Source organism: Cupriavidus gilardii, assembly GCF_008801915.1.
Lineage (GTDB): Bacteria > Pseudomonadota > Gammaproteobacteria > Burkholderiales > Burkholderiaceae > Cupriavidus > Cupriavidus gilardii.
In genome coordinates this window covers 1-23371 of the sequence record NZ_VZOV01000029.1, presented here as the reverse complement: position 1 = coordinate 23371, position 23371 = coordinate 1, and the positions used below count along the sequence as shown (strand labels likewise).

The following is a 23371-nucleotide window of genomic DNA, read 5'->3' as shown; positions in this document are numbered from 1 at the left end:
GACACGCCCAATCTATGGTTCGGGTTGTCGAACGTCCGTGCGTTGCCACACGCAGTGTTGCGCTGCGCAACAGGGCGTGCCAGCACGTCGAGGCGGTGTCCGCCATGCTGCTGGCCGATCGCCTCAGCCTGCGTGTTCGAGCATGCCGATCTCGCGCGTGGCGACCGACAGCATCGACAGCCCGGTGGCGCCGGCCGCGCGCTGGTCCGCCAGCATGCGGCCGAAGCGCTCCAGCGGCGCCTGCCGGGCCTCGCGCCAGCGCTCGATCAGGCCATCGGCGCCTTCGTCGCGCGCGGTGGAGCCGGTCTGCTGCAGCACGCTGACCGTCAGCGCGCGCTTGAGCCGGTCCAGGTCGTCGAGCGTGGTGGTGCGGGCCAGCAGGTCCCAATGCGTGTCGGCCGGCAGCGCCTGAGCGCGTTCGCGCAGCCAGCCGAAGCTCAGATGCCGGTCCAGCGCGAAATAGACATCGGCGACCTGCGCCAGGCTGCGCTCGCAGCCCGAGGCCACCTCCGCGATATCGAGCGCGGCGACCGCGATATCGCCGGCCGCGACCTGCAGCGCCAGCGCGTCGTCGATGCCGAGCGCGGTCAGCGACTCGCGCCGCTGGGCCAGCGCGGCGGCCTCGTGCTCGGCCAGCAGCGTCGGCAGCCGCGGCGTCAGCCAGGCTGCCGCGGCGGCGTAGTCGGGGCGCACGCCGGCCGGCGCGCCGTTGGTCGGGCGTCGGCGCAGCAGCCATAGCGTGGCGCCCTCCAGCAGCCGGGCCAGCCCGCCGAACATGCCGGCCTGCACCTCGTCGGCGACGCGGTTGTCGAGCGCGTCGATGGCGTGCCACAACCCGGGCAGTCCGAAGACGTCGCGCGCGGTCAGGCAGGCGCGCACGATATCGGCGGGCCGCGCATCGGTCTCCTCCATCATCCGGTGCACGAAGGTGGGGCCGACGCGGTTGACCAGCGTGTTGGTCAGATAGGTGGCAAGGATTTCGCGCCGCAGCGGGTGCCGCTGCATCGTCTCGGCGTAACGTGCGCGCAGCGGCTGCGGAAAGTAGTCGGCCAGCAGGCCGGCCACCGTCGCGTCTTCCGGCACGTCGGAGGCGAGCAGCGCGTCGTACAGCCACATCTTGCTGTACGCGAGCAGCACCGCGCGTTCGGGCGAGGTCAGCCCGAGCCCGGCGGCCTTGCGTTCGACGATCTCGTCGTCGGGCGGCAGGAATTCCAGCGCGCGATTGAGCCGTCCCGCGCGTTCGAGCGCGCGCATCAGCCGCGCCTCGACATCGAGCAGCTCGGCGGCGCGGCGGTTGGCGATCGACAGCGCCTGGGTCTGGTAGTAGTTGTCCTGCAGCACCAGCGCCGCGACTTCGTCGGTCATCTCGGCCAGCAGCTTGTTGCGCTGCTTGTCGGTCATCTCGCCGTCTGCGACCACCAGCCCGAGCAGGATCTTGATGTTGACCTCATGGTCGGAGCAGTCGACGCCGGCCGAATTGTCGATCGCGTCGGTATGGATGCGGCCGCCGGCGCGCGCGTATTCGATGCGGCCCAGCTGCGTGAAGCCGAGGTTGCCGCCTTCGCCGACCACCTTGCAGCGCAGCGCCGCGCCATTGACGCGCACGGCGTCGTTGGCCCGGTCGCCGACCTGCTGGTGGGTCTCGTCGCTGGCCTTCACGTAGGTGCCGATGCCGCCGTTGTACAGCAGGTCGACCGGCGCGGTCAGGATCGCCTGGATCAGCTCGGCCGGCGTCAGCGCGGTGGCTTCGATGCCGAGCGCGGCGCGCACCTGCGGCGTCAGCGCGATGGTCTTGGCGCTGCGCGGATGCACGCCGCCTCCGGCCGAGATCTTGCCTGCATCGTAGTCGGCCCAGCTCGAGCGCGGCAGCGCGAACAGCCGCCGCCGTTCTTCCAGGCTGACGGCCGGATCCGGGTCCGGATCCAGGAAGATATGGCGGTGATCGAACGCGGCGAGCAGCCGGATATGGGGCGACAGCAACATGCCGTTGCCGAACACGTCGCCGGACATGTCGCCGATACCCACGACGGTGAAGTCGGTCGACTGGATGTCGGTGCCGAGCTCGCGGAAATGCCGCTTGACCGATTCCCAGGCGCCGCGCGCGGTGATCGCCATCTTCTTGTGGTCGTAGCCGACCGAGCCGCCCGAGGCGAAGGCGTCGCCGAGCCAGAAGCCGTATTCCGCGGAGATTGCGTTGGCATAGTCGGAGAAGCTGGCAGTCCCCTTGTCGGCGGCGACCACGAGATAGGGGTCGTCGTCATCGTGGCGCACCACCTGCGGCGGCGGCACCACCGCGCCGGCGGCGAGGTTGTCGGTGACATCGAGCAGGCCGCGCAGGAAGGTCTGATAGCAGGCCACCCCTTCGGCCATCCAGGCATCGCGATCGGCGGGCGAGGGCGGCCGCTTGACGACGAAGCCGCCCTTGGAGCCGACCGGCACGATCACGGTGTTCTTCACCATCTGCGCCTTCATCAGCCCCAGCACCTCGGTGCGGAAATCTTCGCGCCGGTCGGACCAGCGCAGGCCCCCGCGCGCGACGCGGCCGCCGCGCAGATGCACGCCCTCGACGCGCGGCGAATAGACCCAGATCTCGAACATCGGCCGCGGCTCGGGCAGGCCGGCGATGCGCGCCGGATCGAGCTTGAACGACAGGCAGGGACGCGGCGTGCCGTCCGCGCTCTGGCGGAAGCAGTTGGTACGCGTGGTGGCCTGAATCACGCCGAGGAACTGCCGCAGGATGCGGTCCTCGTCCAGATTGGGCACCTGGTCGAGCGCGGTGCCGATCGCCTCCAGCAGCTGCGCGCAGCGCGCCTCGCGCGCCGGAGTCGAGCCGGGATCGATCGCCGGATCGAAGCGCGCGGCGAACAGCGCCACCAGCAGCGCCGCGATGCGCGGATTGCCGGTCAGCGCGCGCTCGATATAGGCGTCGCTGAAGGTCGAGCCGACCTGCCGCAGGTACCTGGCGTAGGCGCGCAGGATCGTCACGTCGCGCGCCGGCATCTCGGCCAGCAATACCAGCCGGTTCAGGTCGTCGTTCTCGATCGCGCCATCCCAGGCGCGGGCGAAGGCGTCCTCGAACAGGTCCTTCGCGCGCGCCATGTCGAGTTCGGCGCCGCCGACCAGTTCGAGGCCGAAGTCATGGACCCACAGCGGTGCGCCCTCGTCGGGCTCGATCCGATAGGGGCGTTCCTCATGCACGCGCACGCCCAGATGCTCGAGCATCGGCAGGCTGTGCGACAGCGCGATCGGTTCGCCGGCGCGGTAGACCTTGAAGCGGAACGCGCGCGGCGGCGCCTCGATCGGCCGGTACAGATTCATCGACAGACCGTTGCGCCGGCGCGCCTGCTCCATCAGCTCGATATCGCGGACCGCGGTGCGCGCGGGATAGTCCTCGCGATAGCCGGCCGGAAAGGAGTCGCCGTAGCGGCGCAGCAGCCGGTTGCCCTGTTCCTCGCCGGCCTTGTCCAGCAGCGCCACCGCGAGGTCGTCCTGCCAGCGGCGCGTCGCCGCGACGATGCGTTCCTCCAGCGCCCGCGTGTCGACCTCGGGCATGGTGCCGGGCTCGCCCCGCACGGTCAGGTGGATCCGTGCCAGCGGCGATTCGGACAGCTGCGGCGTGAACTCGCAGCTGGTGCCGCCGAACGCCTGCATCAGCAGCTTCTGGATGCGCTGGCGCAGATCGGTGTTGTACTTGTCGCGCGGCACGAATACCAGGCAGGAGACGAAGCGGTCGAAACGGTCGCGCCGCACGAACAGCCGGATGCGCTGATGTTCCTGCAGCCGCAGGATGCCCAGCGCGATATCGAACAGCTCGTCCTCGCTGGCCTGGAACAGTTCGTCGCGCGGATACTGCTCGAGGATCGTGACCAGCGACTTGTACAGATGGCCGCGTTGCAGAAAGCCGGCGCGCGCCAGGATATGGGCGCACTTGCGGCGCACCAGCGGAATCTCGCTGGTCGACACCATATAGGTCGTCGAGGTATAGAGCCCGAGAAAGCGCCGCTCGCCGAACAGCTTGCCGTCGGCATCGACCAGCTTGATGCCGATGTAGTCCAGATAACCGGGCCGGTGCACGGTCGAGCGCGAGTTGGCCTTGGTCAGGAAGATCGGCGATTCGCCCTGGATGATCGCGGTGGCCGCAGGGGGCAGCGGCGTCAGCTCGTCGGCAGTGGGCGCGCGCCGGCTCTCGCGCAGGATGCCTGCGCCCGAGCCCGCCACGCCGCGCAGGAAGAAGCGTCCATCCTGCTCGACCAGCTGGTAGTCGCGATGGCCAAGAAAGCAGAAATGGTCGTCGACCATCCACTGCAGCAGCGCGCACGCTTCGGCCGTGTCGCCCTCGTTGCCGCCTGGCAGCCGCTGCAGATCGGCGATGCTGGCGCGCGCGATGTCCAGCATCTTCGGCCAGTCCTCGACCGCCGCGCGCACATCCCCGAGGATGCGCGTGATGCCGGCCCGCAGGGCTTCCAGTTGCGCCGGCTCGCTGCAGCGATCGACCTCGAAGTGGATGAACGATTCGAGCCGCGATTCGGGGTCGGGCGCCTTGTCGCCGCCCAGCGCGATGCGCGCGATGCCGCCGTCCGGACCGCGCCAGACGCGGAACACCGGATGAAAGGCCGAATGCAGCGTCAGCCCATGCCGGTTGATCTCCATCGTCACCGAGTCGACCAGGAACGGCATGTCGTCGTTGACCATCTCGATCACGGTGTGGTCGGAATGCCAGCCGTGCTGTTCGAGATTCGGGTTGTAGACGCGGATCCGGGCGCTGCCGGGCACGAAGCGCTGCGCGGTCTGCCAGTGCGCCATCGCCGCGCCGTACAGATCGGCGATATCGCGCTCGGCCAGGTCCTCGGCATCGGACACGTCGTAGTAGTGGCGCAGCAGCGGTTGTGCGGTGGCGAACGTGGCCTCGGGCAGGCGGGCCCGCGCGAACTCCACCAGATCGGCCAGTCGTTGTTCGACGCGTTCTTCGCTGTCCGCTTGCATGATCTCTCCTTGGGCAAAGCCGCCGCCCGTCGTATCGGTGCGATGCGCCGCGCCGAGTCGCAGGGCGAAGCGAGTGCCGGTGCCTGCTCTTAATGTAGAGCAAAAACACAGCGGTGGCGGGAAAGGGGGGAGAGCGGGGGGAGAGCGGGAGGAGAGCGGAGGGGCCGGCGTGGCCGGCGCTGGCGCGGCAAGAGGGCTGTAGGGCGGCAGGGCGGCAGCGTGGTCACCCAGCGTGCGGCGTGTCTTGAGCAGCCTGATGAGGCCGCGTGAAGAGGCTGCGTGAAGGGGCCGCGTGACGGGGCCGCGTGAAGGGGCTGCGTGAAGGGGGGGCGGGAATAGTGCAACCGCAGGCGGACCGCCGCCGAGTGGGGCGGTCCGCCAGCACGTTCAGTACGGAATCACTCGAGCGTGATCTTCTGCTCCTGCGCGATCTTCTTGCGCAGTTCCAGTTCGCGCTTGATCTGCGCGGCGAACTGCTGCGGCGTGTTGCCGTCCGGATAGGCGCCGCTCTCGGTCAGCCGGCGCTTGGCGGCCGGATCCTGCAGGGCCTTGACCGCGGCCTCGTGCAGGCGCGCGACGATCGCCGGCGGCGTGCCGGCCGGCGCGACCAGGCCGTACCATGCCATATTGTTGTTGTCCTTCATGCCTTCTTCGGCGAAGGTCGGCACATCGGGAAGGCCCTCGACGCGCTTGGGCGCCGCCACCGCCAGCGCGCGCAGCTTGCCGGCCTGGATATGCGGCATCGACGACGGCAGGTTGTCGAACTGGCCGCTGACCTGGCCGGCCAGCGTGTCGTTCAGCGCCGGGCCCGAGCCGCGGTACGGCACGTGAACCATGTCGGTCCTGGTGGTCAGCTTGAACAGCTCGCCGTCCAGATGGGAGATGCTGCCCTTGCCGGCCGACGCGTAGCTGTACTTGCCGGGCTCGGCGCGCAGCAGCGCGATGAACTCCTTCAGGTTCCTGGCGGGGACCTTCGGATTGACCGTCAGCACGTTCGGCACGTTGACCAGGTTGGTGATCGGCGCGAAGTCCTTCAGCGGATCGTATGGGTTCTTCGGATTGGTGGCGGGGTTGGTCGCCATCGTGCTGACCGTGGCGATGCCGATCGTGTAGCCGTCGGGAGCCGACTTGGCCAGCGCGTCGGCGCCGATCGCGCCACCGCCGCCACCCCGGTTCTCCACCACCACGACCTGGCCCAGCGCGCGGCCCAGCGCGTCGGACACGGCGCGGGCCACGATATCGGTGGTGCCGCCGGCGGCGAACGGGACGATCAGCCGCACCGGCTTGTTGGGATAGTTGCCCTGGGCATGCGCGGCGCCATGGGTCAGGCCGAATGCGGCCAGGCAGGCTGCCACGCTGGCGGTCAATGCGGATTTCAAGAATGCCTCCATCTGTTGCGTTGGCCGGCGCGCCGCGAAGGGCGGGGCGCCGGTCGGGGCGGGCATGGTTCCGTATTGCGGAACTTGGTTTCGTAATATGCCCGGACCGGCATTCAACCCGGAAAGGCGTGGCGGGGATATCCGTAACAACCCGTAACAAGGGCTGCGTACCAGGGAGGGACGACGGAAGGACGGAGGCAAACAAAAAGGCCGGGCTGCGATGCAGTCCGGCCTTGTCTGGAATTCGGTGGTGGGGCGTGAGTGACTCGAACACTCGACCTACGGATTAAGAGTCCGCTGCTCTACCAACTGAGCTAACGCCCCAACGAAGTCCGCTATTCTAGCGTGGGCCTTTCGGGTTTGCAAGTGCCGAAGCGATGCCGGCAGCGCCTGGCGCGGGTCTCCGCGGCTCCGCGGCTACAATGCCCCGCTGTCCCGCGGCCCCCGCCGCGCCGCCGTATCCCGGAGACCTGGTCCGATGCATGCCCGCGTGTTGCGCTATCTCGATGAAGTGGTCCGCCGCGGTTCGATCCGCAAGGCGGCCGAAGCGCTGCACGTCGCGCCGACCGCGATCAACCGGCAGATTCTCGATCTGGAGGCGGAGCTGGGCGCGCCGCTGTTCGAGCGGATCCAGCGCCGGCTGCGGCTGACGCCGCTGGGCGAGATGGTGCTGGCCCACGTGCGGCAGACGTTGCGCGAGCATGACGCGCTGCGCGAGCGGATCGTGGCGTACAACGCGGGGCAGCAGGGCATCGTCACGGTGGCAACCACCGCCGGGCTGGCCGGCTCGCTGCTGCCTACGCTGATTCACGATTTCCGCCGCCGCCATCCCGGCATCGTGGTGCGCGTGCTCGACCTGCCGGTCGCCGAGATCGTTGCCGCGCTGGCCGAGGGCGACGCCGACCTCGGGCTGGGCTACGACCTGGCGCCGACGCCGGCGTTCGCGACACTGGCCGCGGGGGAATGGCCGATCGGCGCGGTGGTCGCGCCCGGGCATCCGCTGGCCGAGCAATCGTCGGCGTTGCTGGCCGAGTGCGTCGGCTATCCGCTGATCCTGCCGGTCGCGACGATGTCGATCCGCGGCCTGCTCGACGACGCCTTCGTCCGTGCCGCGATTCCCGTGCCGCCGGCCGTCGAGGCCGGTTCCACCGTACTGATGCGCCGGCTCGTGATGCTGGGCGCCGGCATCGCGCTGCTCAATCCGCTCGACGCGATCGAGGAGCTGGAGGCCGGCACGCTGGTGTTCGTGCCGTTGCGCGATCCGGCCTTGCCGTTGCAACGGCTCACGCTGTGCGCGCGGGCACGCGGCCAGCTGGAGTCGGCGGCGGCGCTGATGGCCGAGCGGATCGGGGCCGCGCTGAAGGCGCTGTCCGGCGGGGCGCAGCGTTGACGTTGGCTTGCGGTCGGCGAAGGCGTCGCCGGGGCCCGATCCTCGCCGGTGTGCGCGCAATGTGCACACCGTGGGCGCAAATCGGCGCTATCGCGGCCCGGCGGGTGGCCAGTAGACTGGCGCCCGCTGTCTGATTCGCCACGGAGACCCCCGCTATGACGCTGATCCTGATCCATGCCGACGTCCTGGTGACGATGGACGCAAACCGCCGCGAGATCGCCGACGGCGCGCTGGTCGCCGAAGGGCCGGCGATCCAGTGGGTCGGCGCGACCGCCGACCTGCCGGCCGACTGGCGCGCGCGCATCGACGATGGCAGCGCGCAGGTCCTCGACATGCGAGGCCATGTCGTGCTGCCCGGCCTGATCAACACGCACCACCACATGTACCAGAGCCTGACGCGCGCGGTGCCCGCCGCGCAGGATGCCGAACTGTTCGGCTGGCTCGGCGAGCTGTACATGCTGTGGGCCAACCTGACGCCGCGCATGATCGCCGCGTCGACCCGCACCGCGATGGCCGAGCTGATGCTGTCGGGCTGCACCACCACCAGCGACCACCTCTATCTGTATCCGAACGGCTCGCGGCTGGACGACGCGATCGAGGCGGCGGCGCAGATGGGCATGCGTTTCCATGCGGCGCGTGGCTCGATGAGCGTCGGCCGCAGCAAGGGCGGGCTGCCGCCCGATGCGGTGGTCGAGCAGGAGGAGGCGATCCTGCGCGACAGCCAGCGGCTGATCGAGCAGTACCACGATGCCTCGCGCCACGCGATGCTGCGCGTGGTGCTGGCCCCGTGCTCGCCGTTCTCGGTGTCGCGCGAGCTGATGCGCGAGTCGGCCACGATGGCGCGCCACTATGGCGTCTCCCTGCATACCCATCTGGCCGAGAACGACAATGACGTCGCCTATTCGCTGGAGCGCTTCGGCATGACGCCTGCCCAGTATGCCGAGGACCTGGGCTGGGTCGGACACGACGTCTGGCACGCGCACTGCGTCAAGCTCGACGCAGATGGCATCGCGCTGTTCGCACGCACCGGCACTGGCGTCGCGCACTGCCCCTGTTCGAACATGCGTCTGGCTTCGGGCATTGCGCCGGTGCGTGCCATGCGCGACGCCGGCGTGCCGGTCGGGCTTGGCGTGGACGGCAGCGCATCGAACGATGGCGCCCACATGCTGGGCGAGGCGCGCCAGGCCATGCTGCTGCAACGGGTCGGCTATGGGCCCGCGGCGATGGGCGCGCGAGGCGCTGGAGATCGCCACGCTGGGCGGCGCGAAGGTGCTGAACCGCGACGATATCGGCGCGCTTGCGCCGGGCATGTCGGCCGACTTCGTCGCCTTCGACATGTCGGCGGTCGGCTATGCCGGCGCCGGGCACGATCCGGTCGCCGCGCTGGTGTTCTGCACGCCCGGCACGGTGTCGGCCAGCGTGATCAACGGCAGGATAGTGGTGCGCGACGGCGTGCTGCTGAGCGCCGATCTGCCGACGGTGCTGACCGAGCATCGGCGCCTGGCGCGGGAACTGGCCGCGGCGAGGCGTTGAATTGGCGTCGAATATCCAACGCTGGCTATCGCGCGGCTACTGTCTGAAGCCGATGCCAAGGGCTGCGAATCGCTGCACGATGCGAGCCCAAACAAAAAGGCCGGCGCTGCGAAGCAGCCCGGCCTTTTCTACAATATTCGCTGGTGGGGCGTGAGTGACTCGAACACTCGACCTACGGATTAAGAGTCCGCTGCTCTACCAACTGAGCTAACGCCCCAACGAAGTCCGAGATTCTAGCATCATTTGAGAAGTTGTCAAATGCCGGCACGGAAACTCGCTTCGTTGCCCGTGACGAAATTTGCGCGCGCCGACGGAACTCGGCATGAGCGCGGCAGTCTCGGCAGATGACCGATCTTCGCAAAGGACTTTTCTGCGGCGTCGGCGGGACCCATGTTAGGATGCCCACTCACTTGCAATGGAGGGCTGTACCGATGGAGATCAAATTCCAGGAGCAAGATCGTTATGACATCAATAACGAAGGCTTGCTGTTTCATGCCATTGTCGACGGCCAGAAGGTGACCTGCGTGGTCACGCGCGAGGCATTGTGGGAAGGGTTCAGCGCCGACCAGGTGCTGTCGCTCGAAGAGGCATTCCGCGCCGGTCGCGATACCATCGAACGCGCCGCAGTCGTGTTGATCGAACAGGGCGTGCCGCAGCCCATCGTGGTCAAGCGCGCGCACGTGGCGCCCGTCTGAGCAGGGGCGCCCGCACCGGGCCGCTACGGTCCGGGCAACAGGGCGCGCTGCGGCTGGACCCAGTCTGGCGCCGGTTTCATGCCGGCGTTTTTCATTTGCGCTTCACCGCTTCACCGCTTCCACTGCCTTCCCCGCTTCCACCGCGCCAGCCGCGGGCTCATGCGGACATTCCTCGAACACCCGCACCGTACATGTGGCGCAGATCTTCGGGTCGAGCGTCGGCACGATGCTGTGCAAGGCGTGCCGCTTGGTGGCGAAGATATGGTCCTCGCCGAGCTTGGCGATAAAGCCGGTCTGCGCCCAGGTCTGCAGCACCTGCGAGCGCGGGCGATGGAAATAGAGGTCGCCCCCCAGCGCGCGGCGCTCGGCCAGTTCCGTCTCCCACATTTCCGCGCCGGCCAGGTCGATGAAGTTCATGCTCTTGGTCATCGCCAGCAGCCGCGTCTGCGTCGGCATCTGCGCGCGCGCCTCGTGCAGCCGGTCGGTCACGTACTGCACCGCGCCGAAGAAGATCGCGCCTTCCATCCGGATCAGTTTCAGCTGCGGGCATTCCGGCTGCGGGCGGCGCAGTTCGTCCAGCGGCGTGAAGCGGCGGTCGGGATCGTCGGCGTCGGGCACCAGCGTGCGCACGGCCGGCCGCGAGGTGCGGTACAGATAGGCGACCAGCGACAGCACGGTGCCGAGCAGCACCGCCATTTCCAGCCGGATTACCAGCGTGGCGGCGAAGGTGCCGAGCGCGATCGCGAACTCGGTGCGCGAGAGCCGCGCGATGCGGCGCAGCCGGGCGAAATCGAACAGGCCCCAGGCCACCAGCAGCAGCATCGCGGCGATCGCCGCCAGCGGAATCTGCGCCAGCAGCGGCGCGCTGACCGCGACCAGCGCGACCAGCAGCACGGCGGAGAACACACTGGCGAGCGGCGTCTGCGCGCCGGCCTCGAAATTCGGCATCGAGCGGTTCAGCGAGCCGCAGGAGATATAGGCCGAGAAGAAGCCGCCGGCGATGTTCGACAGCCCCTGGCCGATGAATTCGCGATTGGCGTCGATGTGCTGGCCCGAGCGCAGCGCGACAGCCTTCGCGATCGAGATCGATTGGCCGAGCGCGACGATGGTCAGCGCCGACGCGATGCCGAGCAGATCGGACAGCCGGTCCCAGGGAATATCCGGAATGCGCAAGGGCGGCACCGCGGCGGGAATCGGACCGACTACGTCGACATGATGGGCGCCGCCCCAGCCGCTGCGATTCAGCAGCCAGGCGCACAGGAAGCCGGCCAGCAGCCCCAGCAGCATGAACGGCAGCCGGCGGGACACGCGCTTGGCCGCCAGCGTGACGGCCAGCGTCACGGCGCCGACCGCCGCGGCGCTCCAGTTGATCGTGGCGGCCTGCTCGAACAGGTGACGCACGACGCCGAAGGCGCTGGTGCCGGTCGGCACCTGCAGCCCGAACAGATCCTTCAGCGCATACAGCGCGATCAGCGACGCCGCGCCGCAGGTGAAGCCGAGCAGCACCGACGGCGAGATGAAGTTGGCCAGCGAGCCGAGCCGCAGCGTGCCGACCGCCAACTGCAGCACGCCGACCAGGATCGTGACGACCAGCGCCAGATTGATGTATTCGGGACTGCCGGCGAACGCGATCGGGCTGAGCATCGCGAACAGCGCCAGCGAATTGGCATTGGTCGGGCCGGACATCACGTGCCAGCTCGAGCCGAACAGCGCGGCAACGATGCAGGGCACCACCGCCGCGTAGATGCCGTACTGCGGCGGCAGCCCGGCCAGCGTGGCGAAGGCCACGCCCTGCGGCAGCACCAGCACCGCGCCGAGCAGCCCGGCCAGCATGTCGGCGCGCAGCGTCGCCGCGCTGACGCGATGGCGCCAGGCCGGCAGCAGCCGTTGCCAGCCGCGGACGGGGCGGCTTGCCGCCGGCGCGGTCACCGGATGGTCGCGGGAACGGCGTCCCGCGGCAGGTCAGTGGCGCCGGCGACGGTCGTCAGGCGGGCGGGAACAAAGGCGAAGGAAGGGAACGGTTGCACGGCTTGCATGGCGGGCCCGAGGGGCTGCGCGCCGGCTCGTGGTCCGGCGCGTCGGTAGTGTCTCTGCCCCGCATGATAAGCGATGCCGCCGCCATTCGAAAAACATCGCCCGGGCGGGCGATGTGCTCTAAGCGATGAAGCTCAGCCGAGCCGCATCGTGGCGACGACCGGCGTATGGTCCGACGGCTGCTCCCATTTGCGCGGCGTGCGGTCGATCGTGCAGTCGGTGCAGCGCTCGCGCAGCGCCGGCGACAGCAGGATATGGTCGATCCGCAGGCCGGCATTGCGGCGGAACGCCAGCATCCGGTAGTCCCACCACGAGAAGCTCTTCTCGGGCTGTTCGAACAGCCGGAAGGCATCGGCGAAGCCCAGTTCCAGCAGCCGCTGGAAGGCGGCGCGCTCCGGCGGGGAGACCAGGTTCTGGCCTTCCCACTTGGCCGGGTCGTGCACATCGCGATCCTCGGGCGCGATATTGAAGTCGCCCAGCAGCGCCAGCTTCGGATAGCGCTGCAGTTCCTCGCGCAGCCACGCGGTCAGCGCCTCGAGCCAGCGCAGCTTGTAGGCGAACTTGTCGCTGTCGGGCGCCTGGCCGTTGGGGAAATAGGCGCAGACCAGGCGCACGTCGCCATAGGTGCCGGCGACCACGCGTTGCTGCTCGTCCTCGAAGCCCGGGATATTGCGCACCACGTCGGCGGCGGGCGGCATCGTGGTATTGCGCGCCAGGATCGCCACGCCGTTATAGGTCTTCTGGCCGACGAAGATGCTGTGGAATCCGGCACTCTCCAGTTCCGCGAGCGGGTACTTGTCCTCGGGCAGCTTCAGTTCCTGCAGGCACAGCGCGTCGATCGGCGTGTCGGCGTTTTCCTGCGCGATCAGCCAGTCGAGCACCTGCGGCAGCCGGATCTTCAGCGAGTTGACGTTCCACGAGGCGATCCGCAGCGTGGCCGGCGCGGTGGCGGGCAGCGGTGGCGGCAGCGTGCTGCCCGGGGCCGGCACCGCGCCGGCGCCGTCGATGCCGGCCAGCAGGTCGTCGGGCGCGCCGCTCATGCCGCCATCCCGCCGTGGCGCAGCAGCGCATCGATCTGCGGCGGCCGGCCGCGGAACGCGGTGAACGATTCCATCGCCGGGCGGCTGCCGCCGACCGACAGGATCTCGCGGTGATAACGCGCGCCGGTCTCGCTGTCGAGCACGCTGCCGGTCAGCTGCGCCGCTTCCTCGAAGGCGGCGTAGACATCGGCCGACAGCACCTCCGCCCACTTGTAGCTGTAGTAGCCCGCCGCATAGCCGCCGGCGAAGATATGGCTGAAGGTATTGGGCCAGCGCGACAGCGGGTACTGCGGCACCACGTGGATGCGGTCGTTGATCTCGCGCGACAGTTCGAGTACCGACTTGTCGCCGTCCGGATCGAAGTCCGTGTGCAGATGCATGTCGAACGCCGAGAACACGATCTGGCGCAGCGTCATCATGCCGTTCTGGAAATTCTTCGCGGCCAGCATCCGCTCGAACAGCGCGCGCGGCAGCGGCTCGCCGGTATCGACGTGGCGGGTCATGTCGGCCAGCACCTCGTATTCCCAGCAGAAGTTCTCCATGAACTGCGAGGGCAGCTCGACCGCATCCCATTCGACGCCGTTGATGCCGGACACGCCGAGCTCGCCGACCTGGGTCAGCATATGGTGCAGGCCGTGGCCGAACTCATGGAACAGCGTGATGACCTCGTCGTGCGTGAACAGCGCCGGCTTGTCGCCGACCGGCGCCGAGAAGTTGCAGGTCAGGTAGGCGACCGGTGTCTGCACGGTGCCGTCGCCGCGCTCGCGGCGGCCGCGCGCGTCGTCCATCCAGGCGCCGCCGCGCTTGCCTTCGCGCGCGTACAGGTCCAGGTAGAACTGCGCGAGCAGCGTGCCGTCCGGGCTGGTCACGCGATAGAAGCGCACGTCCTTGTGCCAGGTCTGCGCCTCGTCCGGTGCGATGCGCACCGAGAACAGCTTCTGCACGACGCCGAACAGGCCTTCGAGCACCTTGGGCTCGGGGAAGTATTGCTTGACCTCGTGTTCCGAGAAGGCATAGCGCTGCTGGCGCAGCTTCTCGGACGCATAGGCGACGTCCCACGGCGCGAGTTCGGCCAGACCGAGCTCCTTGGCGGCGAATTCGCGCAGCTCGGCCCAGTCGCGCTCGGCATAGGGGCGCGCCTTGGCGGCGAGTTCGTCGAGGAAGCGCAGTACTTCCGCGGGCGAATCGGCCATCTTGGGCACCAGCGACACCTCGCCGTACGAGCCATAGCCCAGCATGCGGGCCTCCTCGCGGCGCAGCGCCAGCTGCTCGCGCATATTGCCGGTGTTGTCCCAGTCGGCCTGGCCGGTGCCGTACTGCGGGCTCAGTTCGGAAGCGCGCGTGACGTTGGCCTCGTACAGCGTCCGGCGCAGCGCGCGGTCGTCGGCGTACTGCAGCACCGGGAAATACGAGGGGAAATGCAGCGTGAACTTCCAGCCTTCCTTGCCATCCTTGGCCGCGGCCTCGCGCGCCGCTTCCAGCGTGTCGGGCGGCAGGCCCGCCAGGCGCGCCGGGTCATCGATCACCAGCGAATAGGCGTTGGTCGCGTCCAGCACGTGGTCCGAGAAGGCCTTGCCCAGCTGGGCCTGCTGCTCCTGGATCTCGGCAAAGCGCGGCTTCTGCGCCTCCGGCAGTTCGGCGCCGCCGAGGCGGAAACCGCGCAGCTCGTTGTCGAGCAGCTGCTTGCGCGCGGGGCTCAGCGTCGCGTACTCGGGACTGGCAGCCAGCGCCTTGTACTTTTCGTAGAGCGCCAGGTTCTGGCCCAGCGAGGACCAGAACTCGGTCATGCGCGGCAGGTTTTCGGCGTGGGCCTGACGCAGCGCCGGCGTGTCGGCGACCGAGCTCAGGTGGCCGACTACGCCCCAGGCGCGGCCCAGCGGCTCGGTGGCCTGCTCCAGCGTGTCGACGGTGTCGGCCCACGTGGCGGGCCGGGCCGGATCCTCGACCAGCGCGACGGCGCGTTGCGCCGCTTCGAGCAGCACGTCCAGCGCCGGGCCGATATGTTCGGGGCGGATCTCGGCGAAGCGGGGCAGGTCGCTGAAGTCCAGCAACGGGTTGGCGGCGTTCTTGTCGGCTTGATCCATGGCTTTCTCGTTGGCGTGGCGTTGACGTTCGCGTTGACGTTCGGATATTCCGCAACTTGGGGCATATCCGCGATTTTCCAGCGGTTTCCCGACGGCTTGCCGGCAGCTTCCCGGCGCGCTCTGCGCTGAGTGTACCGGCGCTCGCCTCAGCCCGCCGCGCGCTCGGCCGCCTCGAGCGTATTGACCAGCAGCATGGTGATCGTCATCGGACCGACGCCGCCCGGCACCGGCGTGATATAGCCTGCCACTTCGCGTACGCCGGCGAAATCGACGTCGCCGCACAGCTTGCCGGCGTCATCGCGGTTCATGCCGACATCGATCACCACCGCACCGGGCTTGACCATGTCGGCCGTGATCAGGTTGCGGCGGCCCACCGCGGCGACGATCACGTCGGCCTGGCGCGTATGGGCGCCGAGATCGCGCGTCTTGCTGTTGCAGATCGTCACGGTCGCGCCGGCCTGCAGCAGCAGCATCGCCATCGGCTTGCCGACGATATTGGAGGCGCCGACCACCACCGCGTGCGCGCCGCGCAGCGGATACTGGATCGACTCGAGCATCTTCATGCAGCCATAGGGCGTGCAGGGACGAAACAGCGGGGCGCCGGTCATCAGCGCGCCCGCGTTGGCGACGTGGAAGCCGTCGACATCCTTCTCCGGGGCGATCGCCTCCAGCACCTTGTGGCTGTCGATGTGTTTCGGCAGCGGCAGCTGCACCAGGATGCCGTGGATCTTCGGATCGCGATTGAGTTCGTCGATGCGGGCCAGCAGGTCGGCCTCGGACAGATCGGCCGGGTAGCGGTCCAGCGACGAGAAGAAGCCGTTGTCCTCGCACGCCTTGACCTTGTTGCGGACATAGACCTGGCTGGCCGGGTCCTCGCCGACCAGGACCACGGCGAGCCCGGGCTGGTGACCGCGTTCGGTCAGGCGGGCGGCGCGCTGGGCGGCTTCGGAACGGATTTGCTTGGCAAGGGCGTTGCCGTCGATCAATTGGGCAGGCATGGGCGGGGACGCAGAGCGGCTGGGAGATGGAAATCGGGTGCGACGCCATCGGCCGACGCATCGGGGAAGGGCCGGCCGGGTCGCAGGGGTGACATTATAAGGTGTCGCGCCGCGGCGGCACCCGCGGACGGCGTCAAGGCGCGGTGCAAAACGAACTGGCCAGCGCCGGCGAGAAGCCGGCCGCTGGCCAGATGGGATCGGTTGCGAAGAAGAGCAAACGCGGGACGCGGCAGGCGCGAGCCGGCCTGTCCCCGCGGATCAGCTGTTGCGCGACAGCGCGAGCCGCAGCAGGTCGGCCACGGTGTTGACGTTGAGCTTTTCCATGATGTTGGCGCGATGCGCCTCGACCGTCTTGATCGAGATGCCCAGGTCGTCGGCGATCTGCTTGTTCAGCCGTCCGGCGACGATGCGCTCGAGCACCTGCTGTTCGCGCGTGGTCAGCTTGCCCAGCAGGTCCTGCGCGGCGCGCTGCTCGCGCGCGGCCGAGTGGTCGGCCCGGGCCTTCTGCAGCATGCGCTCGACCAGCGCCCGCAGCTCGGATTCGTCGAACGGCTTCTCGATGAAGTCGATCGCGCCTTTCTTCATCGTCGATACCGCCATCGGCACGTCGCCATGGCCGGTGATGAAGACGATCGGCAGGTGAATGTTCTCCGCGATCATGCGCTCCTGCAGTTCCGGACCGCTCATGCCCGGCATCCGCACGTCCAGGATCAGGCAGGAGACCTGGTTGGCATCGTAGGCGGCCAGGAACTGCTCGGCGCTGGCGAAACTGCGAACCTGGTAGCCATTGCCCTCCAGCAGCCAGGTCAGCGAGTCGCGCATCGCTTCATCGTCATCGACGATGAAGACGGTCTCACCGCGGTGGGGAGTGGGGTTTGGCGCTACGGTCATGAAGTCTCCTGATGCTGCGTCTGTGCGATTCGGCTAGTGTAACTCCGGCCGCCTGCGCCGCACACCCGCCACGGCGGGGGCAGCGGAGCGGTTGCCTGGCGATCGGCCCTCATCGGCGGGCCTCACTGATCGGCAACCTCCGGCTCCAGCGGCAGCATGATTTTAAACGTACAGCCGATGCCGTCCGCATTGTTTTCGACCCACAGCCGGCCCTGGTGCGACTCGATGATCGAGCGGCAGATATTCAGGCCCATGCCCATGCCGTCGGACTTGGTGCTGAAGAACGGCTCGAACAGCCGTTCCTTGGTGGCCTCGTCCACGCCCGGCCCCTGGTCGATCACGTCGATGCAGACGGTCTGGCCGAGCTCGCCCTGGTCGATGCGGGCGTGCAGCCTCACCACGCCGGCCGCGCGCATCGCCGGCAGGCCCGACATCGCCTCGACCGCGTTCTTCAGCAGATTGACCAGCACCTGCTCGATCAGTACCGGGTCGACATAGAGCATGACCGGCGGGGGCGGCAGCCGGGTCAGGATCGTCACGCGGCGGCGCGTCGCCTCGATATCGGCCAGGCCCACCGCGTCGGCGACGATATCGTGCAGCGCAGTCTCGCGCCGCTGCGGCTGGCTGCGTTTGACGAAGCCGCGGATGCGGCTGATGATCGTGCCGGCGCGCACGGCCTGGGCCGACGTCTTCTCCAGGATCGGCATCAGGTCCTCGGGCGTGCTGCGGCCCGAGCGCAGCCGCGCCACCGCGCCCATGCAGTAGTTGTTGATGGCCGCCAGCGGCTGGTTCAGCTCGTGCGCCAGCGACGACGCCATCTCGCCCATCGTGGTCAGGCGGCTGGTGAACTGCAGGCGTTCCTCGTGCTGGCGGGCCATTTCCTCGGCCGCCTTGCGTACGGTGATGTCGGTGGCGATCTGCATCTGCGCCAGATGGCCGTCGACCCACTGGATATAGCGGCGCCGCACCTCGAACCACTTCTGCATGTCCGGCACGAAGATCTCGCGCGCGTCCGATGCGTACGGCATCAGCTCGGAGGCGGGCAGGCCGGCATAGGCGTCGACGAAATCGGTATGGTCGCTGGTCACCTGCTCCTGCTCGACCTCGCCGCCGGCCAGCTTCAGATGGCCCTCGGGTTCCCAGCCGAACAGCTGTCGGTAGTAGCGGTTGGCGAACAGCAGTTCCGGCTTGTCGGTGGCGAGCACCGACACCGCGGCGTCGAGACTCTCCAGCACGGTGGTGAAGCGGTCGTGCGCGGCGGCCAGTTCCTCGCGCGCGCGCTTGGGCTCGGTGATATCGGTCATCGAGCTCATCCAGCCGGTATGGCGGCCGCGGCTGTCGATCAGCGGCGACACGTACATGCGGGCGAAGAAGCTGGTGCCGTCGCGGCGCATCACGCGCATCTCGTAGCCGCCGGTGGGCGACTTGCCCTGCAGCGTCAGATCGATCTGGCGCTGCATTTCCTGCTGGTCGTTGGGCGGCCAGTAGGGGAAGGGCGGCACGCGGCCGACCAGATCGTGTTCCTGCCAGCCGGTCATGCGGCAGAAGGCCGGGTTCACATAGGTGATGCGGCCGTTCAGGTCCAGCGCGCGCAGGCCGATCAGCATCGAGTTTTCCATCGCGCGGCGGAACGACGTCTCGGCGAGCAGCGCGCGCTGCGCCTCGGAGCGGCGGCTGGTATGCCGCCACATGCTCCACAGGCTCCACAGCAGGAAGCACGACAGCCCGACCACCAGCCACAGCAGCATGTTGTTGGGCAGGTTCGATGCGGGCGGATAGGCATCGGCGCGCAGCGACAGCGAGTGCCCCGGCGGGTCGAGCAACACCTCATAGGACAGCGCGGTGGCGGGCACCGGCCGCAGCGAGGTGCTGGCGCGCAACTGGTTGTTCTTGTCGATCAGCGAGAAGCGGTAGCGCTCGGTCAGCTCGGGCGGCAGCAGATGGGTCAGGATGCCGTTGATCGAATAGAGCGCGCCCAGCGTGCCGAGGAACTCGTTGTCGCGCACGATCGGCACCTGCATCAGCATGAAGCTGTCGCCGCGCTCGTTGACCAGCGGACGCGAATAGACGACGCGCTGGGTCTCGCGCGCGGTGTCGAAGGTGTCGAGCACCTCCGGCTCGAGCGGCTGCTCCGGCGTCTCGCGCAGCCGCGCCGCGAACTCCGACGTGGACGGCAGCGACCAGCGCGCGCGGCGCGTGGCGTCGAGCCAGTTGATGAAGACGATTTCCGGGTTTTCGCGCAGCACCTCCTGCGCGGCGGTGCGATAGGCGCGCTGGTCCAGCTGCGCGGCGGCGATGTCGCGCGCCAGCGAAGCCAGCTGGTCCTGATTGCTCAGCAGCGACAGCCGCACGCGTTGCTGCGCCCAGGCGGCGTCGCGATACAGCGCGTCGCGCTGCTGCTGGCGCTCGGTCTCGTGCAGCGACCACAGGATCACGCCCATCGCGCCCGAGAACAGCACGATCGCGACCAGCGGAATGAACATGAACCAGCTGGTCGCGACCAGGTTGCGCCAGCGCAGCCACCACAGTCCGCGCGGCGGACCGGTGAAGGGGCGGCCGTCGGCGGCCTCGTCGGCGGGGCCGAGCCCCTCGAGCGCATCCAGCGGCGTCAGCGCGCTCAACTGGTCGATCGCGCCGTGGCTGCCGCCGCCGATACCGGCGCCGCCGGCATCGCGGGAGGCATCGGCGGAGGGGGGGATCATCGGCAGGCGGAGGGCCGGCAGCAGCCGGCGGACGAGGCGGTGGATGGACAGCATGATGGGATTGACGACTGACCGGGCAGTGTAGCTCGATTGTTGCAGTGCGTCGCTTGGGGAAAGCGCCTATGCGGCACGCGCCGCCGGCCGTTTGCCCGCAGGCCGCATGGTGGCGCGGCTGGCGGGTTCGTGGTGCGTCGCCGCAATATTTCGCATCATGAGAAACGATACCGTAATTTGAAAATTTCGCTTGTGCTGGGAAATGGCCTTCCATAGAATCGGTGCCGACCGAACGATGCGGGAGGAAGGCGGTCGGACCTTGTCCGGGTGCCGGTGACAGGCCAGCCCATCCGCCCATCCACGCTTCGCTCCGCACCCCCGTCAGACAGCGCCAGGCCAGCCACCCACGAAAGCGGCCGTTGCTGGCGCACGCATTCCACAGGAGACGATCCATGTCAGCCGTACCAGAGCAGATCCTCGGCGCAGCCGGCGCCAACGACGCCGACCCGCAGGAAACCCAAGAATGGCTGGAGGCCCTGCAGGGCGTGATCGGCGCGGAAGGTAGCGAGCGCGCGGCCTTCCTGATCGACAAGCAGATCGAATATGCCCGCGTCAACGGCGTGACCCAGCCGTTCCACGCGGAAACCCCGTACATCAACACGATCCCGGTCGAGCAGCAGGCGCGCATCCCGGGCGACCAGGACATCGAGCACCGCATCCGTTCGTACTCGCGCTGGAACGCGATGGCGATGGTGCTGCGGGCCAACAAGCACACCAACGTCGGCGGCCACATTTCGTCCTACGCGTCGGCGGCCACGCTGTACGACGTCGGCTACAACCACTTCTGGCATGCCCCGTCGGACAAGCACGGCGGCGACCTGGTCTTCGTGCAGGGCCACTCGGCGCCGGGCGTCTATTCGCGCGCCTTCCTGCTGGGCCGGCTGACCACCGAGCAGCTCGACAACTTCCGCCAGGAAGTCGACGGCAAGGGCATCTCGTCGTACCCGCATCCGTGGCTGATGCCGGACTTCTGGCAGTTCCCGACCGTATCGATGGGCCTGGGCCCGATCATGGCGATCTACCAGGCCCGCTTCATGAAGTACCTGCAGAGCCGCGGCCTGGTCAATACCGAAGGCCGCAAGGTCTGGGCCTTCCTCGGCGACGGCGAGACCGACGAGCCGGAATCGCTGGGCGCGATCGGCATGGCCGGCCGCGAGCAGCTGGACAACCTGGTCTTCGTCATCAACTGCAACCTGCAGCGCCTGGACGGTCCGGTGCGCGGCAACGGCAAGATCATCCAGGAGCTGGAGTCGGAGTTCCGCGGCGCCGGCTGGAACGTGATCAAGGTGATCTGGGGCAGCCGCTGGGATTCGCTGCTGGCACGCGATACCAAGGGCCTGCTGATGAAGCGCATGATGGAATGCGTCGACGGCGAGTACCAGACCTTCAAGGCCAAGGACGGCGCCTATGTGCGCGAGCATTTCTTCAATACGCCCGAGCTCAAGGCGATGGTGGCCGACTGGTCCGATGACGACATCTGGCGCCTGAACCGCGGCGGCCACGATCCGCACAAGATCTACGCCGCCTACAAGGCCGCCACCGAGCACAAGGGCCAGCCGACGCTGATTCTGGCCAAGACCATCAAGGGCTACGGCATGGGCGATGCCGGCCAGGCGATGAACATCACCCACCAGCAGAAGAAGATGCCGGTCGAGGCGATCCGCCGCTTCCGCGACCAGTTCAATCTGCCGGTGCCGGACGACAAGCTGGAAGAGGTCCCGTACCTGACCTTCGAGGAAGGCTCGAAGGAACTCGAATACATGCGCGCCCGCCGCATGGAGCTCGGCGGCTATCTGCCGACGCGCCGCCAGAAGGCCGATCCGCTGCCGGTGCCCGACCTGTCGGCGTTCTCGGCGCTGCTCAAGGCCACCGGCGAGGGCCGCGAGGTCTCGACCACGATGGCCTTCGTGCGGATCCTGAACACGCTGCTCAAGGACAAGCAGATCGGCAAGCATGTGGTGCCCATCGTCCCGGACGAGTCGCGCACCTTCGGCATGGAAGGCCTGTTCCGCCAGATCGGCATCTGGAACCAGCAGGGCCAGAAGTATGTGCCGGAAGACCACGACCAGCTGATGTTCTACAAGGAATCGCAGACTGGCCAGGTGCTGCAGGAAGGCATCAACGAAGCCGGCGCGATGTGCGACTGGATCGCGGCCGCCACGTCGTACTCGACGCACGGCGTGCAGATGATCCCGTTCTACATCTACTACTCGATGTTCGGCATCCAGCGGATCGGCGATCTGTGCTGGGCCGCCGCCGACATGCGTTCGCGCGGCTTCCTGCTGGGCGGCACCTCGGGCCGCACCACGCTGAACGGCGAAGGCCTGCAGCACGAGGACGGCCACTCGCACGTGTTCCACGCGGTGATCCCGAACTGCATCTCGTACGACCCGACCTTCCAGTACGAGCTGGCGGTGATCATGCAGGACGGCCTGCGCCGCATGTACGCGGAGCAGGAGGACGTCTACTACTACCTGACGGTGATGAACGAGAACTACGAGCATCCGGAAATGCCGGCTGGCGTGGAGAAGGACATCGTCAAGGGCATGTACGCGTTCCGCAAGGGCGCCGAGAACAGCAACGCGCCGCGCGTGCAGCTGCTGGGCTCGGGCACGATCTTCCGCGAGGTGATCGCCGCCGCCGAACTGCTGAAGAAGGACTGGGGCGTCGAGTCGGATCTGTGGAGCTGCCCGAGCTTCACCGAGCTGGCCCGCGAAGGCCAGGCCGCCGAGCGCTGGAACCTGCTGCATCCGACCGAAACGCCGCGCGAATCGCACGTGACCCAGTGCCTTAAGTCGGTGCGCGGTCCGGTGATCGCGTCGACCGACTACGTGCGCGCGTTCGCCGAGCAGATCCGCCCGTTCGTGCCGCGCCGCTACGTGGTACTGGGCACCGACGGCTTCGGCCGCTCGGATACCCGCGAGAAGCTGCGCCACTTTTTCGAGGTGGACCGCCACTGGGTCACGCTGGCCGCGCTGAAGGCGCTCGCCGACGAAGGCGCCATTGCGCGCGACAAGGTCGCCGAGGCCATCAAGAAGTACAACCTCGATCCGAACAAGCCGAACCCGATGACGGTCTGATCCGGCTGTCACTCCCGCGAACCCCTGGGCATGGCAGTGCCGTGCCCGGGTCGCCCGGGCCTTGCCTGGGCGTTGTCCAGTAAATGGCCGGGGCGCCGCGGCGTGACAAGGCACGTGCGTCAAAGTAATCTCGACGCTTCGTTGTCACGCGCGCCGTCCTGTCCAGGAGACACTGAATGAGTCAAGCGATTGAAATCAAGGTGCCGGATATCGGCGACTACGACGCCGTTCCCGTCATCGAAGTCCACGTGAAGCCGGGCGACACGATCAACGCCGAAGATGCGCTGGTCACGCTGGAATCGGACAAGGCGACGATGGACGTGCCGTCGCCGCAGGGCGGTACCGTCAAGGAAGTCAAGGTCAAGGTCGGCGACAACGTGGCCGAAGGCTCGGTGCTGGTGATGCTCGAACCCGCGGGCGCCGCCGCTCCCGCACCGGCTCCGGCGGCGGCTGCCCCGGCCCCGGCGCCCGCCGCGGCACCGTCCCCGGCACCGGCTCCGGCCGCCGC

Annotated in this window: 12 protein-coding genes, 2 tRNA genes and 1 pseudogene; 5 read left to right on the top strand and 10 right to left on the bottom strand. The window is 68.3% G+C overall.

Features of this window, described 5'->3' with window-relative positions:
* Window positions 1–123: 123 nt before the first annotated feature.
* The 3 genes from F7Q96_RS23160 to F7Q96_RS23150 all read right to left on the bottom strand — a co-directional run bounded on the left by F7Q96_RS23160 (window position 124) and on the right by F7Q96_RS23150 (window position 6686).
* On the bottom strand, window positions 124–4983 hold the full coding sequence (locus F7Q96_RS23160) for an NAD-glutamate dehydrogenase (RefSeq protein ID WP_053821999.1): 4860 nt from the start codon (window positions 4981–4983) through the stop codon (window positions 124–126).
* A gap of 398 nt (window positions 4984–5381) precedes the next feature.
* On the bottom strand, window positions 5382–6374 hold the full coding sequence (locus tag F7Q96_RS23155) for a Bug family tripartite tricarboxylate transporter substrate binding protein (protein ID WP_390885690.1): 993 nt from the start codon (window positions 6372–6374) through the stop codon (window positions 5382–5384).
* 236 nt (window positions 6375–6610) lie between these two features.
* Window positions 6611–6686, bottom strand: a tRNA-Lys gene (locus F7Q96_RS23150).
* Window positions 6687–6840: 154 nt separating this feature from the next.
* Between F7Q96_RS23150 and F7Q96_RS23145 the strand changes: the two genes are divergently transcribed.
* Both F7Q96_RS23145 and F7Q96_RS23140 read left to right on the top strand, forming a co-directional pair.
* Entirely contained in the window at window positions 6841–7752 is a 912-nt protein-coding gene (locus tag F7Q96_RS23145) for a LysR family transcriptional regulator (protein WP_053821998.1), read from the top strand.
* Window positions 7753–7907: 155 nt separating this feature from the next.
* Window positions 7908–9285: pseudogene (locus F7Q96_RS23140) on the top strand (8-oxoguanine deaminase).
* Between the two features lie 141 nt (window positions 9286–9426).
* On the opposite strand, the gene F7Q96_RS23135 reads toward F7Q96_RS23140, so the two are convergent.
* Window positions 9427–9502: transfer RNA gene (locus F7Q96_RS23135), tRNA-Lys, on the bottom strand.
* A 214-nt stretch (window positions 9503–9716) separates the two neighbouring features.
* Here F7Q96_RS23135 and F7Q96_RS23130 point away from each other — a divergent pair.
* Entirely contained in the window at window positions 9717–9980 is a 264-nt protein-coding gene (locus F7Q96_RS23130; RefSeq protein WP_006579010.1) for a DUF1488 family protein, read from the top strand.
* Window positions 9981–10082: 102 nt separating this feature from the next.
* Here F7Q96_RS23130 and F7Q96_RS23125 read toward each other — a convergent pair whose 3' ends face one another.
* From F7Q96_RS23125 to F7Q96_RS23100, 6 genes are all read right to left on the bottom strand, one after another.
* Entirely contained in the window at window positions 10083–11813 is a 1731-nt protein-coding gene (locus tag F7Q96_RS23125; protein ID WP_151023374.1) for a SulP family inorganic anion transporter, read from the bottom strand.
* A gap of 335 nt (window positions 11814–12148) precedes the next feature.
* Window positions 12149–12946 carry an exodeoxyribonuclease III gene (xth, locus tag F7Q96_RS23120; RefSeq protein ID WP_053823120.1) on the bottom strand — a complete coding sequence of 266 codons (798 nt, stop codon included), beginning with the start codon at window positions 12944–12946 and terminating at the stop codon, window positions 12149–12151.
* Window positions 12947–13050: 104 nt separating this feature from the next.
* Window positions 13051–15138, bottom strand: coding sequence for a M3 family metallopeptidase (locus F7Q96_RS23115; RefSeq protein WP_053821997.1), 2088 nt, complete (start codon window positions 15136–15138; stop codon window positions 13051–13053).
* 146 nt (window positions 15139–15284) lie between these two features.
* Window positions 15285–16136 carry a bifunctional methylenetetrahydrofolate dehydrogenase/methenyltetrahydrofolate cyclohydrolase FolD gene (folD, locus tag F7Q96_RS23110; RefSeq protein ID WP_053821996.1) on the bottom strand — a complete coding sequence of 284 codons (852 nt, stop codon included), beginning with the start codon at window positions 16134–16136 and terminating at the stop codon, window positions 15285–15287.
* 258 nt (window positions 16137–16394) lie between these two features.
* Window positions 16395–17027 (bottom strand): response regulator transcription factor, encoded by a 633-nt coding sequence (locus F7Q96_RS23105; protein WP_006578226.1) that lies wholly within the window; start codon window positions 17025–17027, stop codon window positions 16395–16397.
* A 122-nt stretch (window positions 17028–17149) separates the two neighbouring features.
* Window positions 17150–19729, bottom strand: coding sequence for a PAS domain S-box protein (locus F7Q96_RS23100; RefSeq protein WP_390885698.1), 2580 nt, complete (start codon window positions 19727–19729; stop codon window positions 17150–17152).
* A 446-nt stretch (window positions 19730–20175) separates the two neighbouring features.
* Between F7Q96_RS23100 and aceE the strand changes: the two genes are divergently transcribed.
* The gene (gene aceE, locus F7Q96_RS23095) at window positions 20176–22863 is read left to right on the top strand and encodes a pyruvate dehydrogenase (acetyl-transferring), homodimeric type (RefSeq protein WP_053821994.1); all 2688 of its coding nucleotides are present in this window, start codon (window positions 20176–20178) and stop codon (window positions 22861–22863) included.
* A gap of 176 nt (window positions 22864–23039) precedes the next feature.
* A partial coding sequence (locus F7Q96_RS23090) for a biotin/lipoyl-containing protein (protein ID WP_322789919.1) occupies window positions 23040–23371 on the top strand: 332 nt, incomplete at its 3' end.